A 13,532-nucleotide genomic window follows, 5' to 3' on the forward strand; every position below is an offset into this window, starting at 1 on the left:
AAGAAGCAATGACAAAATACAATAAGCTAGCAAAATCGTTTCATTGGTTATCAGCCATTTTAGTTATTAGCTTATTTGCAGCGGGATATTGGATGGTTGACCTTAGCTATTATAGTGAATGGTATCAAACAGCCCCCTACTGGCATAAGTCTGTTGGTTTATGTTTTGTAGCAATCACGGTAGCGAGATTGATCTGGAAACTTGCATCAACTGCACCTGCGATAGAAGGCTCAGCTTTCGAAAAGAAAGCCGCTACTTTTGCACATTACCTTATCTATATTTTGCTATTTACCATGTTTTTATCCGGTTATTTAATATCAACTGCAGATGGTCGCGGTATTGAAGTTTTTAATTGGTTTGAAGTACCTGGTTTAGGGTCCTTTATTGAAAATCAAGAAGATCTTGCAGGACAAGTACATGAATATGCAGCTTATATTTTAATCGGCTTATCAAGCTTACATGCACTTGCCGCTCTGAAACATCATTTTATGAATAAAGATAATACGCTTAAAAAAATGCTATAAACTATTTTAGACCATGTTCTACGTTATATTTACTCAACTAAGGAAGATACCATGAAAAAAGTACTAATCGCGTCAGCTTTAAGCGCAATAATGGCTTTACCAATGAGCGCAATCGCAGCAGATTATAAGATCGATACAACGCATGCTTTTGTTAACTTTAAAGTTAGTCACTTAGGTTACAGCTTTATTCAAGGACGTTTTAATAAATTTGAAGGACAGTTTAGCTATGATGAAAAAAATGTAGCTGCGTCTAAAGTAACAATAAACGTTAATACAACCAGCTTAGATTCAAACCATGCTGAGCGAGATAAGCATCTTAAAAGCGATGATTACATTAATGCAGGTAAATTTTCTACAGCCAAATTTGTTAGTACGAGTGTTGCAGAAAAAGCCGATGGCGGTTTAGCTATTACTGGTGATATGACATTCCATGGCGTCACTAAACCACTTGTTGTTGATGCTAAAATCATTGGTCAAGGTGATGATCCATGGGGTAATTACCGTACAGGTTTAGAAGCTACAGCACGCTTAGAATTAGCTGAATTTGGCATGAATGTTAAAGGTGCATCAACTTACGTTGATTTGGATATCGTATTAGAAGGTATTCGTCAGTAATCTAAAAATAGATTCAACGATATAATAACGACAGCAACAGAGAGTTTTTCTGTTGCTGCTTTTTTAAAGCAACCTTATTACAACAAAAAACACTTATTTAATTTATCCTAACTTCGCTACACTAATAACTCGTTACCAAATTCGTTCCCCTAATAATCCCATTCGATTATTACTCTAATAAACAACAATAAATACTAATAAGTAGTAATACTAATACCAATCACACTAATTAAGTTATCTATTTTACTTGTTAAAATAACTTATTTCTTCGTTGTAAATTTCGTAAAGGGAACAACCATTTAGCTCAATTTTCGCCTTGAACTAAGTTGTTTTTCCTGCGCAAAATTTAGATCACTTATTTAATGTAATCGGTATAATCTAAGTAATTATCTCGTTATTTATGCTTGTTAAAATAGCCACTAGCTTCGTTGTTAATTTTGTAATGAGAATAACAAGTGACTGCAATCAACGCCTTGCTATCATCCATTTTCCCTAACGCCTAAATAGACCATCTATTTATCCAGATTGGTATAACGACAACAACTTAGCTGTATTTTTCAGCCTAAAAACACGTTACACTTTTTATGTACTTAGCAAACTACGGTGAAAATATGCGTTTAGAAAAGAACACGACTACAGTTGAAGAACATAATAAAAGTATTCAACTTGATGCGACAATAAAAACAAATGGCGTCGATCTTTCTATTAACAATGCTTGGTTAGAACGCCTGATAGAAGAGCCTAATAAAAAAAGACGATTAGACCAACGTACCCCCTTTCAACGTGATAAAGCACGTGTACTACACTCGGCAGCATTTCGACGTTTACAATCTAAGACTCAAATCCATAATAATGGCCTTAGTGATTTTTACCGTACTCGCTTAACACATTCTTTAGAAGTGGCACAAATCGGTACGGGTATTATTGCTAACTTACAAATGATTCAGCCAGAATTTCATGCTTTATTACCCGGTAACAATTTAATTGAAACAATTTGTTTAAGCCATGACATTGGCCACCCTCCTTTTGGTCACGGTGGTGAAACGGCGCTTAATTATATGATGATAGAACATGGAGGTTTTGAAGGTAATGGACAAACCTTTCGAATTCTAACGCAGCTCGAACAATACACAGAACATAACGGCATGAACTTAACTCGTCGTAGTTTATTGGGGCTATTAAAATACCCAGTCTGTTTGAGTGAACTCAGTAATTCCTACCCTATTGATAACAGTCGTAATTTCCGTCAATTAAAAACCGAAGAATGGATGCCTGCAAAAGGTATTTATGATCATGACAAAACATTATTAGATTCTGTTTTAACCCCCTTGTGCGAAAGTGATCGTCGTTTATTTGGCAGTAAAAGAACACCAATAAACGACTCGAAACAACATTTAAAATCTAAATATAAATCTTTTGATTGTTCCGTCATGGAAATTGCAGATGACATTGCCTATGGCGTACACGACCTTGAAGATGCGATTGCAATGGGTATTATTAATAAAGCCCTATGGCAAGAAAAAGTCCTCACACAGCTATATGAAATTAAAGACTTTTGTTTACATGATCAGCTACAAGAAATAACAGACAATTTATTTTCATTACAACACTTTAAACGTAAAGATGCCATTGGCTCACTGGTCAATGCCTTAATTACGTCTATTAGTATTCAACGTGTTAATAAACAGTTTATAGAGCCATTATTGGCTTATAACGCATATTTAGATCCCGCTATGTACCAAGCTTTAGAAATTCTAAAAAGCTTTGTTTTAAACTATGTTATCAAAAGCCCTGATTTGCAAATTTTAGAATACCGAGGGCAACAAATTGTCATGGAGTTGTTTGAAACCTTTAAAGCAGGTCCTTTACGCTTTTTACCTGAGAGCGCAAAACAGTTATGGAAAGCACAGAATGGTGATGAGTCACGCGAACAACGAGTGATTGCAGACTATATTTCCAGCTTAACGGACAATCATGCATTGCGGTTACACGCGAGTTTATTTAGCAGTAACCAAACAACCCCAATGATGGGTGAACATGCATTTTAATCGATTTACTATTATTACAGTAAATAGAAACAACTGAGTTATTTACTTATTCAAATAACTCAGTTGTGCGTTGACATCGAATAAAAAATCAGAATCAGCTCAACTGCACTCGTCACGTCATTAGGGTATTAATTTTACAGCCTTCACCCTATCAGCGGCTCAGCTATTTATTATCTGAAAAATCCCTAATCACAACACGCAAAAAATAAACAGGATACACAGAGTTAAATTCGCTGGTAAAACAATGGAAGTGTCATTCAAGGTGAATTATTGAAGTCATAACGGGTTATTGGAAAATAATTTAACGTAGAAGTTCACGGAAATAATGATGCAGTATCACCTTGCTTATCCAGAAATGAGGTTATTTAATGGCGTTATTATATTGGCCTAATGCAAAATAAATATCGGAAAGGTTCCAGCGTGTGCTACTCACCTGCCCCTGTAAATAGTTTTTTATCCAAAGGTTTCAGAACAGACTTTAATACAATCCTGTTAACCCCCCTCTCGATGGTGATAGCATGCGCCAAGCGATTGGTATCGGTTAGTTAACGCTCCTTGCTATTAACTACTCTCCTTCTGTATTTAATATCCTAAAAAATTTTCAAAGAATCTAGACTATCGACAACTAAATTCGAGTAGAGTATGTTGATTTCCTTCACCTTAATGAATGATTTCCATCTAAAAAGGGTTAGCTTCATTTATCATCGTTCTCTTTCATAAATGCAGAAAAAAAGCGGGTATCTGAATCGATATTAGATACCCATTAATATCGCCTAGGGAATATAAAAAATGATGGTCAAAACAACTTAGTCGCTCAATCCCTTGTAAAAAGACAAATATTTTTTATATCTTTTTTTATTAAAAATGTAATTATGACCCAACCTAACAATGTACAATCATTGCAAAATTATAAGAGCCTACTCATCTATGTTTAAATCGTTCTTTCCTAATCCTAAGATATTCTTCATCTCGGTATTGATCTTTGCCGGACTTACTTGTGCTGTTTGGTATGGATACAACGAGCAAATGGCTGACTTTTTCGGTCTTGATATTACGGACTCTGAACCCGTCATAGGCTTAAAGCATTTTGTGACTGATTCTTTTTTATTATTTTATTGTTACTACTTTATCTGTACGGTTATATTTGCTTTTGTATGGTTCAAAGCATCGCCACATAAATGGCAATGGTGGTCTATTATTGGTTCTTCTACCATTTTATTTTCAACCTATTTTTCAGTACAAGTATCCGTTGCTATCAATAATTGGCGTCGCCCATTTTTTGATTTAATTCAATCATTATTAAAACCCATCGGCAGTAACGCAGCCACAGAAACGATTAATGCACAAACAGCCAACTCTGCTAGTGAGCAATTATTTGGGCTGTTAATTGTATTTGGCGAGATCGCATTCTTAGCTATTTTCATCTATGTGGTGACTCGTTTTCTAGTCAGCCATTTTATCTTTCGCTGGCGTACTGCCATGAATGAATATTATACTCAGTATTGGCTTAAATTAAGAAATGTTGAAGGAGCATCCCAACGTATTCAAGAAGATACGATGCGTTTTGCATCTATTATGGAGAGCCTTGGTGTTGCATTAGTGGAAGCAGTAATGACATTATTTGCATTTCTACCCGTCTTATGGAGCCTATCTGAATATGTATCAGAGTTACCAATAATAGGTGAAATTGCTCACCCACTCTTCTATGCATCGTTATTTTGGTCAATCTTTGGAACAGGTTTACTGGCATTAATTGGTATTAAATTACCTGGGTTAGAGTTTAATAATCAAAAGGTTGAAGCAGCATTTCGTAAAGAATTAGTTTACGGGGAAGATGATGCTAATCGTGCGGACCCAATTACATTAAACGAATTGTTTTTAAATGTACGCAAAAACTATTTCCGTTTATACTTTCATTATATGTACTTCAACGTTGCCCGTATGTTGTATTTACAGGCAGATAACATCTTTGTCTTTATTCTACTCGTACCCACTATCGTTATAGGCGCTATCACGTTCGGTATTCTTCAACAGATCCTGACTGCCTTTGGTCAAGTGAGTAATTCATTCCAATATTTAGTTAACTCTTGGACAACCATCGTTGAACTTTTATCAGTTCGGAAACGACTCACTGCATTTGAGTCAACATTGGATGATAATATCAACCACACTAATTAACTGATCTATTTTACTGGTTAAAATAACTTATTTTTCCGTTATAAATTTCGTAAAGAGAACAAACATTTAGCTCGGTTTACGCCTTAAAATAAGCCATTTTTCCTGCACAAAATTTAGATCATTTATTTAATGTAATCGGTATAACTAAAGCTTGCTAAGGTCCCCTCTCAAACTTGTATTGATATAACAAGCAACGTTTTGGGGGCCTGATACCATATTTCTGTATATAGACGGTTTAACACTTCTACATTGGCTCATTTGAAGCCGTAAGTGGAGAGGGTCCATACCATTAGTCTAAGTCATTATCACTAGTTTCAATCCCCCCCCTAAGCGAATACCACTTTTTTATCATTTTATAGACAAGTCCTCTTATCATTTTTTGTTATAAATTCTTTCATAAAAATTTTAATTAATATTTCCATTGAAGTTCTTCTGTACACTTCAACATGTTATGTTATAACATAACAATAAAGAGTTAATATAAATCTATCATCCGTAATAAGAATAATAAAAAATGAAAAAGAACCCACATAATCTAAACAGCATTAATACTTCTACAAAGTCCCTATTATTACTCGGTGTCAACTTTCGTCTAATTGTTACATCAGCAATAATTCTTATTCTTTGGTTCATATTATTTCAATTACTTTAATGAGTTGACCCATGATTAATATTCTTAATTTGTGCGTCAATTATAAAGACTCACCGGCTTTAAATAATATCTCTGTAGAAATAAAAAAAGGACAACTTATTGCTATTGTAGGTGCAAATGGTGCAGGAAAATCAACCTTGCTGAAAGCTATAATGGGACAGTTGGAGCCAAGTTCAGGGTTCATTGAACTAGGCGTACTAACGTCTAAAGATATCGCTTATCTACCACAGAGCCACAAAATAGACCGAAAATTCCCCATTACAGTGAAAGACTTTATATCAGCGGGATCTTGGAAAAGAATCGGCTTTTGGAAAAAGTTTAGTTCATCAGAAAATGAGTTATTACAACAAGCATTAAATAAAGTAAGCCTCGAAGGCTTTGAGGAAAGACAAATAAGTACTTTATCTGGAGGACAATTTCAACGAATGTTGTTTGCCCGCATGTTAATGCAAGATGCAGATATTTTATTACTCGATGAGCCCTTTACAGCAATTGATACACAAACAACGATGGACCTGATGAACGTTATTAATGATTGCCAGCAACAAGGTAAAACTATCATTACAGTGATCCATGATTTATTACTAGTCTCGCGTTTTTTTCCAAATGTCATTTTACTGGCCAAAGAGTTAATTGCTTATGGAAGTGTAAAAACAGTAATGACAAGCGATAATTTATCGAAAGCTGGATATCAACACTTAGCCTATATTTCTCACACTATGGATATCTCAACACCATTAACAGCCGATTCACATAATGAGGTATCTAGCTCATTACCAAAAAAGAATTCAACACATATTCATTGTACGAACCCAGCTCATTATGAGGAAAAAATATCATGATCAGCGACGTTTACAATTTATTTATTGAACCCTTTAGCGATTTCTCATTTATGCAAAGAGCATTATGGGGATGCATTGTACTGAGTATTAGCGCCACCCCTATTGGTGTGTTTCTCACCCTGAGAAGAATGAGTTTAACCGGTGATGCAATGGCACATGCGATATTACCAGGAGCCGCTATTGGTTTTTTAATATCGGGAGTCTCTATCATAGCGATGACCATTGGCGGCATTATTGCAGGTTGTATTGTCGCTATTTTGGCCGGTATCGTTGCCCGCTACTCCAACGCAGAAGAGGACTCAAGCTTAGCTGCTTTTTACCTGTTATCACTTGCTGCTGGTGTACTTATTATCTCAGCAAAAGGCAGTAATGTTGATCTCTTACATGTGTTATTTGGATCTGTATTAGCACTCAATAATGACGCGTTGATATTGCTTACCTCTATTGCCACTATTTCAGTGCTTTCATTAACCGTGCTTTATCGACCATTAGTATTTGAGTGTGTTGATCCAGACTTTTTTAAGTCTGTGAGTAAGTTAAGTGCTATTGCACATTATGCTTTCTTATTATTGGTTGTATTAAATTTAGTCGCTGGGTTTCATGCTTTAGGGACACTCATGTCTGTAGGGTTAATGATTTTACCCGCCGCTATTTCAAGATTTTGGAGTGAGAAGTTAGGTGTCATGCTATTGATAGCATTATTAACATCCATCATAAGTAGTTATTTAGGTCTTTTTCTTTCATTCCACGTCAGTTTTGCAACAAGTCCTGCCATCGTACTAGTAATGGGCATCATCTATATCGTATCGCTCTTATTTGGACAACATGGAGGATTACTTTCAAAAAAATCACATAAACTTCACTCTTAACTAGTTTTTTATTAATTAAAGGAACAAAAAATGACATTAACCTTATTTAAAAAAGCGCATTTATTGGCTTCAATGGCGCTGATATTAGGCGTTAGTTCAAACGCAGCCGCATCTGAGAAAGTAGATGTAGTAGCAAGCTTTTCAATTCTAGGTGATTTGATTTCAGAAGTTGGAGGTGAGCATATTAAATTGACCACCTTAGTCAAAGCCAATGGTGATGCACATGTTTATAGCCCAACACCACAAGATGCTCAAGCCGTAAAAAATGCACAATTATTAGTGGTAAATGGCCTTAATTTTGAAGGTTGGATGCAACGTTTACTTGAATCTTCTCAATTTAATGGGGTAAAAGTAACTGCATCAGATGGCATCAATGTTTTACAAATAGGTGGGCATGAAGAAGAGCATAAAGAACACGCTGATAAAAAAGAGGAGGCTGAGCATCATCACCAAGGGCCAGATCCACATGCATGGAACAGTATTACCAATGTAAAAATTTACGTGAATAATATTCAAAGCGGTTTAAGTCAAGTTGACCCTGATAATAGCCAAGAATATAAACAAAATGCAGCCATTTATATCGCAAAACTCAATAAATTAGAAAGTAAACTGCGTAAAAAAATGGAAATGGTGCCATTAACCCAACGTAAAGTGATTACGCCTCATGATGCCTTTGGTTATCTTGCTCATGACTTTGACCTTGAGTTTATGGCTCCCCAAGGTATTAGTACCGAATCTGAGGCGAGTGCATCTGATGTTGCTACAATCATTAAACAAATTCGTCGAGATAATATCAATGCGGTATTCATAGAAAATATTGCTGATAACCGTATGGTTGAGCAAATTATCCGTGAAACTGATACTAAGGTTGGCGGTAAATTATTTTCTGATGCCCTTTCTGAGCCTGAAGGTCCCGCATCAACTTATCTAGATATGATAGAACATAATGTAACAACTATTGCCGATGCATTAATTCGTTAATTCAGTTATCTGGGATTTAAAAGTGGCCAAATACATTTGGTCACTTTAATCTTCATGCATATAAAAGAACATTTAATTAATATGAAAAAAAACCTTAAAAACTTATGTTTTATTATCATTATTAGCCTGATTATTCCAATACATGCACAAGCTCATCCTCATTCCTGGATCAGCTTAAAAACAAAAATTGAAGGAAAAGGAAATCAAATATCAGGTTTCACCATGTCTTGGACTTTTGATTCAATAACATCTGCTTACATGCTTGATGGAGAAGATTTGTCTGCGGAAAATAAATTAAAAACGTTAACAAAAATAAAGAATTCGGTGATGGAAAATATTAATTTAGAGCATTACTTTACTTATTTTTATGATGGTAAAATACCAATTAAATATGCCTTTTCCAACCAAGGTACCTTAACGCAGTATGGATCAAAATTAACACTCGACTTTTATATTCCTCTTTCTAAACCTAAAGCAATATCAAACCGTCCTTTCAAGCTGGCTATTTTTGAACCAAGCTATTATGTCGATATGAGTTGGGATAGCAAAAGCGATATCGAATTATCTCCTGAATTAAGCCAATTTTGCGCCTTCGAACTTATTCCCCCAAACCCAACACCAGAGCAAGTTACCTATGCAATGTCATTAGGTGTTGATGAAGATCCCGATGATGCTCTCGGACAGCTTTTTACTCAAACAGTAATCATTAATTGCCTTAAATAAGGAGTTAGCGTGAAAAATAAAATAATCTTCAACACAACAACGTTTAATAAAACCTGGTTATATTTTACAAGCATTATCTTTTTAAGTATTGGATATGCTATCTGGCAAGCTTGGCCTGCATTAATTATAGCCAGTATGCACTGGCAAAAAGAAATAAATGAACAAATAATTGAATTATTATATTCAGCTCAAACTCAACTCTTGGCCTCTGGTTTTTCACTTATCTCTGTGGCTTTTATATATGGTGTATTGCATTCCCTTGGCCCAGGCCATGGTAAGTTAATTGTTACAACGTATCTTGCAACTCACCCGACTAAGATCAAAATAAGTTTAATACTCACCGTTTTGTCTGCTTTGCTACAAGCAATAGTGGCCATCGTTGTTGTCTCAATATTATTACTGCTATTTAATTCAACCATGCGCGAAGTCAATAATGAAGCAAACCACTTTATCAGTTTAAGTTTTTATTCCGTTGTTATATTAGGTTCAATCGTCATCTGGCGTAATATGAAGACACTTTTCAAAGAATTTTACGCTCGCCCTTCTACTATCAAAATAACTGCCATAAAACCTATTACCAATAGAATTAAGCATAGCCATAATAATATGTGTGGCTGTGGCCATGTTCACTTCGCAGGCGCCGAAGACATTAATAAAGCCTCTTCATTTAAAGAATATTTAGCGATTATTTTTAGCGTGGGGCTTCGCCCTTGTACAGGTGCAATCATGGTCTTACTCTTTTCTAATACCTTGGGGCTGTATTGGCTAGGGATTATTAGTGCATTGTTTATGTCAATTGGTACCGCATTAACAACCTCTAGTATTGCCATTATGACAACAATAGGGACAAAGCTAGTACAAGGTTACTTAAAAAACGGGGATAAAAATAATATTCACTTTAAAAGTAAAAGAAGAAAAAATATCAATACTTTAGTTAAATTAACGGGTGGCATTTTATTAGTATTAATGGGGGTTATATTATTAAAATCTCAACCAGTTGGCATGTCAGCGGTATTTTAAATAAGTAAATAAACAAATAAACAAATAAAACCTGATAATAAACAGTAGACTTTCAAGGAAGTACTATTAAATACAACATCATCACTAATAATTAAGAGAGGGTTAATAATTATATTACCCTTTATTTTCAAGTATAGTCACTCGTTAAACCTAGCATACATTTATATAATAATGAGTGGTATTCACTAAGTCGGTTTGTGCTCCATTGCGAGCCAGAAGGCTAACTCGTGTTAGCCTTAAGTGATATAAAAAAAAGAGCATTTCACATAAAACGAGGGGAACCTTAAAGACTGCTGTGAGCCTAAAGCAGTCATAAAAAAAATTTTTTTCTATCGTTTTGAGCCAGGAATCGAGATAGGTATTTTATTACTGGACACAAAAAAGGCCACTATTTATGTAGCCTTCAATTACTGCGTAAAACGGGTGTTATGGTAAATAAATTTAAATATTGAACCATAGCGCCGCGTTAAGCGGACTAAAATAGTGGGTTAAAATGTGTAGCGAAGCGAAACGTAACCCACTGTTTTAGTTCCGTTTTAAATGCCTTGTTATGTTTTTTTTTCACGATATTGTTCGGCGAGCCAAAGGACGCTAGATAGAAAACAAATAGACTTACAGCTATTGATATAAGAGCCGTAATCCAAGTGCTTTGAATCACCATGAAGAATGCCGTTTCTATTTGGAGCTTTGGCTTTATCTATGTCTTCAGAACAGTTAGAATTTTCGGAAAATTGAGAGGATGACGAAAACTGTCCAAAGTACGCCTTAGCAATCGAATCACTGTCGAAAACTTCACTCAATTTAGTTTCAATTTTCCTTAATTTATCTTCTCTTCTTGCAAAAGCACTTAAGCCTAGGTAGTTCTCAAAAATCCCGTCTGACTGAGACAGCAAGAGAGGTATGCTTGCAATATAGTTTTCCTGCTCATGTAACTGAAGTGCAACCGATAAGATATGTTCCCTGTTTCCAGCTTGATCTAGAACATACTGCTTTTCTTCAACATAGCGCTTTTCAAAAGCCTTCAACATCCGAGAATCGAGTGTTTGCTGCGACGATAACGAAGTACTTGATAGTTTAGCTGGCATGTACGGTGTTGGGTACCAGCCTAATTGAACAGCTTGAGACCAAACGTTACTCAATTTAGTAGGTAATCGTTCCAACGCCCTCCCAAAGCTATCTATGGATTTAAAAATACTATCAAGATCATACTTAGACATGATTAACTCCATCGTAAACATAACGCCAAGCTCACCGGAACATTTTGCGGAGAGCGTTTTTGTGAAAAAATGAAGCACAGCGAAATGCACAAAAACGAGCGTAGTAAAATGTTTCCGCGTGCAGCTTTTTGTTATGCCTAACCTCGAGGCCAGACTCTTTCTGGAGCTTGGCCTAATTGCCACTCAATATATTCATTAGGGGGACGGGCTATATCTACAATGTGCTCAAAGGAGAACGGAACTTCTGCACCAAAGCATAAATATACGTCGTCTTGCCCTTATTCTATACATGAAGGCTGAGAATCGAGAATACCCATGTACATATCCCCAACAATTTCTGAAACAATTACAAAAATCCGCTCACCTTGAATGATAACTTTTCCATCTTCATCGCATTCAATATCAAATATAAGTTTAGCCGCGTCACCACGCCGTAGAGAATTCCGTTTTTCTAGGTCTGGAATCCAAAACGATTCTGGACTTTCCTGATGGCACTTCTCGCCGTTTCGTAATTCCCAATAGTCTTTATCAAAACTTGCTAAACGCACACTTTCTCCATTTGGCATAACGCCCGTATTAACAAGCTAAAAATAGTTGGTTAAAATAAGCGACGCAGGAGCAAAAACCAACTGTTTTTTGTCCTTGTTGAATTGCCTTGTTATACCACTAGTTGATGCGATAAACAGTTAAGGCATATTCATCGAATGTATCCAGAGGGTTTTTATCAAACTCAAACAAATCATAAGTAAATTCGAATATACTAATATAACGAACATCATAAAAGACATATTGCCATTCCTCATCAGAACTATGCCCTTTCTTTCGAATAGCATCAGACACTAAATCATAGAAAAAGAAACTATTATCTAGCATTTCAAATTCATAGTTATTCAGCGAAAATTTACAGTTAAATTGAATTTTTATTTTTCCTGATACAGTGAAAGCTTTCCATTCAAGATCTTGTTCTATGGTAGGCTCTCCTTCCAATTGACTGTATACAGTTTCCTCAGAAATGGTTGGCTTAAACCACATTCCACCATATAACTCATCTTGATAAAGGATGCTTTCGAGTATATTTGACACCATTTTTTCAAGGAAAACATCTAAATCAGAGCTATCTAAATGAAGAGTCTGAAATGCCTTATGGGTTTCGTGTAACTTATTAATTATTAGTGGTAAATTACCCGACACAAAACAGTTATCAGACAGATAATCCGAATGTAATACATTAAGTGAATTGTCATTTATGTTATCGCTAAAATCCTTAACATTTTTAGTATATATAACTGCTCTTTCCTCATTGATATACTCTAATACAGACGTAGTTAACAGATAATCTTTATAACCTCTCTCCATATCTTTACCAATAAATGGATACTCAGAATTGTACATTCTTTTTACTACTTCCTGATGCGGAACCTGACAATATGGCAAAATGTCTATAGATTTCTCTTTTATAAATTCCTTTAGAACACCAGAATAAATTGATTTTCGTTGTGATATGCCATTTATAAACTCTTCAAATGGGAATCTATTTATATATTTATCGTTAAGAATTCGATTAACGTCTTTCTTTGCATTTTTTAACCCAGTGAGAGCTTTTGAAAACTCCTTGTCGTATTGTCCTAGGCATTCATCAATGACTACCTGCGGAATGCAAACTCTGACATTATATAAGCTACATAACTTAATCAGTTTTCTCAGATCTTTACTTCTAAAGTCATAGTCTTTATGAAGAATATTTGTATCTAAAACCAAGTACTTTATCATTATATTTAGACTCCAATCTTAGATATGAGTGTTAGTGGTATAACGAGGCTGTAGAATTTCTCATTTTCAGCCTGTTTATTTTAAATAAAAATG

12 protein-coding genes are annotated in these 13,532 nt (G+C 35.2%); 9 read left to right on the forward strand and 3 right to left on the reverse strand.

Annotated features, from left to right (window positions below; all coding sequences use genetic code 11):
• Positions 1-8 precede the first annotated feature (8 nt).
• The 9 genes from V6255_RS10030 to V6255_RS10070 all read left to right on the forward strand — a co-directional run bounded on the left by V6255_RS10030 (position 9) and on the right by V6255_RS10070 (position 10,452).
• Entirely contained in the window at positions 9-524 is a 516-nt protein-coding gene (locus tag V6255_RS10030; RefSeq protein WP_341628025.1) for a cytochrome b, read from the forward strand.
• Positions 525-575: 51 nt separating this feature from the next.
• Complete coding sequence (locus V6255_RS10035; RefSeq protein ID WP_160062705.1) at positions 576-1,139, forward strand: YceI family protein; 564 nt, start codon at positions 576-578, stop codon at positions 1,137-1,139.
• Positions 1,140-1,750: 611 nt separating this feature from the next.
• The gene (locus V6255_RS10040; protein ID WP_341628026.1) at positions 1,751-3,187 is read left to right on the forward strand and encodes an anti-phage deoxyguanosine triphosphatase; all 1,437 of its coding nucleotides are present in this window, start codon (positions 1,751-1,753) and stop codon (positions 3,185-3,187) included.
• 927 nt (positions 3,188-4,114) lie between these two features.
• Positions 4,115-5,365, forward strand: coding sequence for a peptide antibiotic transporter SbmA (sbmA, locus tag V6255_RS10045; protein WP_341628027.1), 1,251 nt, complete (start codon positions 4,115-4,117; stop codon positions 5,363-5,365).
• A gap of 663 nt (positions 5,366-6,028) precedes the next feature.
• A complete protein-coding gene (locus V6255_RS10050; RefSeq protein WP_341628028.1) occupies positions 6,029-6,859 on the forward strand; it encodes a metal ABC transporter ATP-binding protein in 831 nt (276 codons plus the stop codon).
• A complete protein-coding gene (locus tag V6255_RS10055) occupies positions 6,856-7,728 on the forward strand; it encodes a metal ABC transporter permease (protein WP_341628029.1) in 873 nt (290 codons plus the stop codon). Before V6255_RS10050 ends, V6255_RS10055 begins: the two co-directional genes overlap by 4 nt.
• 30 nt (positions 7,729-7,758) lie before the next feature.
• The gene (locus V6255_RS10060) at positions 7,759-8,709 is read left to right on the forward strand and encodes a metal ABC transporter substrate-binding protein (RefSeq protein WP_341628030.1); all 951 of its coding nucleotides are present in this window, start codon (positions 7,759-7,761) and stop codon (positions 8,707-8,709) included.
• Between the two features lie 81 nt (positions 8,710-8,790).
• Positions 8,791-9,432, forward strand: a complete 642-nt coding sequence (locus V6255_RS10065) for a DUF1007 family protein (protein ID WP_341628031.1) — start codon at positions 8,791-8,793, stop codon at positions 9,430-9,432.
• Positions 9,433-9,441: 9 nt separating this feature from the next.
• Positions 9,442-10,452 (forward strand): nickel/cobalt transporter, encoded by a 1,011-nt coding sequence (locus tag V6255_RS10070; RefSeq protein WP_341628032.1) that lies wholly within the window; start codon positions 9,442-9,444, stop codon positions 10,450-10,452.
• A 548-nt stretch (positions 10,453-11,000) separates the two neighbouring features.
• Here the strand turns inward: V6255_RS10070 and V6255_RS10075 are convergent.
• The 3 genes from V6255_RS10075 to V6255_RS10085 all read right to left on the reverse strand — a co-directional run bounded on the left by V6255_RS10075 (position 11,001) and on the right by V6255_RS10085 (position 13,439).
• A complete protein-coding gene (locus V6255_RS10075) occupies positions 11,001-11,669 on the reverse strand; it encodes a hypothetical protein (protein ID WP_341628033.1) in 669 nt (222 codons plus the stop codon).
• Between the two features lie 278 nt (positions 11,670-11,947).
• Positions 11,948-12,217 carry a DUF2314 domain-containing protein gene (locus V6255_RS10080; RefSeq protein WP_341628034.1) on the reverse strand — a complete coding sequence of 90 codons (270 nt, stop codon included), beginning with the start codon at positions 12,215-12,217 and terminating at the stop codon, positions 11,948-11,950.
• 118 nt (positions 12,218-12,335) lie between these two features.
• The gene (locus V6255_RS10085; protein WP_341628035.1) at positions 12,336-13,439 is read right to left on the reverse strand and encodes a PIN domain-containing protein; all 1,104 of its coding nucleotides are present in this window, start codon (positions 13,437-13,439) and stop codon (positions 12,336-12,338) included.
• Positions 13,440-13,532 lie beyond the last annotated feature (93 nt).

The organism is Psychromonas arctica, from assembly GCF_038155225.1.
Taxonomy (GTDB): Bacteria; Pseudomonadota; Gammaproteobacteria; order Enterobacterales; family Psychromonadaceae; genus Psychromonas; species Psychromonas arctica_B.

What these genes read in the sequence shown, in the direction of transcription:
- V6255_RS10055 (WP_341628029.1), top strand. Translation starts at nt 6,856, where the DNA reads ATGATCAGCGACGTTTACAATTTATTTATTGAACCCTTTAGCGATTTC.
- V6255_RS10035 (WP_160062705.1), top strand. Translation starts at nt 576, where the DNA reads ATGAAAAAAGTACTAATCGCGTCAGCTTTAAGCGCAATAATGGCTTTA.
- V6255_RS10065 (WP_341628031.1), top strand. Translation starts at nt 8,791, where the DNA reads ATGAAAAAAAACCTTAAAAACTTATGTTTTATTATCATTATTAGCCTG.
- V6255_RS10040 (WP_341628026.1), top strand. Translation starts at nt 1,751, where the DNA reads ATGCGTTTAGAAAAGAACACGACTACAGTTGAAGAACATAATAAAAGT.
- V6255_RS10060 (WP_341628030.1), top strand. Translation starts at nt 7,759, where the DNA reads ATGACATTAACCTTATTTAAAAAAGCGCATTTATTGGCTTCAATGGCG.
- V6255_RS10050 (WP_341628028.1), top strand. Translation starts at nt 6,029, where the DNA reads ATGATTAATATTCTTAATTTGTGCGTCAATTATAAAGACTCACCGGCT.
- V6255_RS10085 (WP_341628035.1), bottom strand. Translation starts at nt 13,439, where the DNA reads ATGATAAAGTACTTGGTTTTAGATACAAATATTCTTCATAAAGACTAT.
- V6255_RS10075 (WP_341628033.1), bottom strand. Translation starts at nt 11,669, where the DNA reads ATGTCTAAGTATGATCTTGATAGTATTTTTAAATCCATAGATAGCTTT.
- V6255_RS10030 (WP_341628025.1), top strand. Translation starts at nt 9, where the DNA reads ATGACAAAATACAATAAGCTAGCAAAATCGTTTCATTGGTTATCAGCC.
- sbmA (WP_341628027.1), top strand. Translation starts at nt 4,115, where the DNA reads ATGTTTAAATCGTTCTTTCCTAATCCTAAGATATTCTTCATCTCGGTA.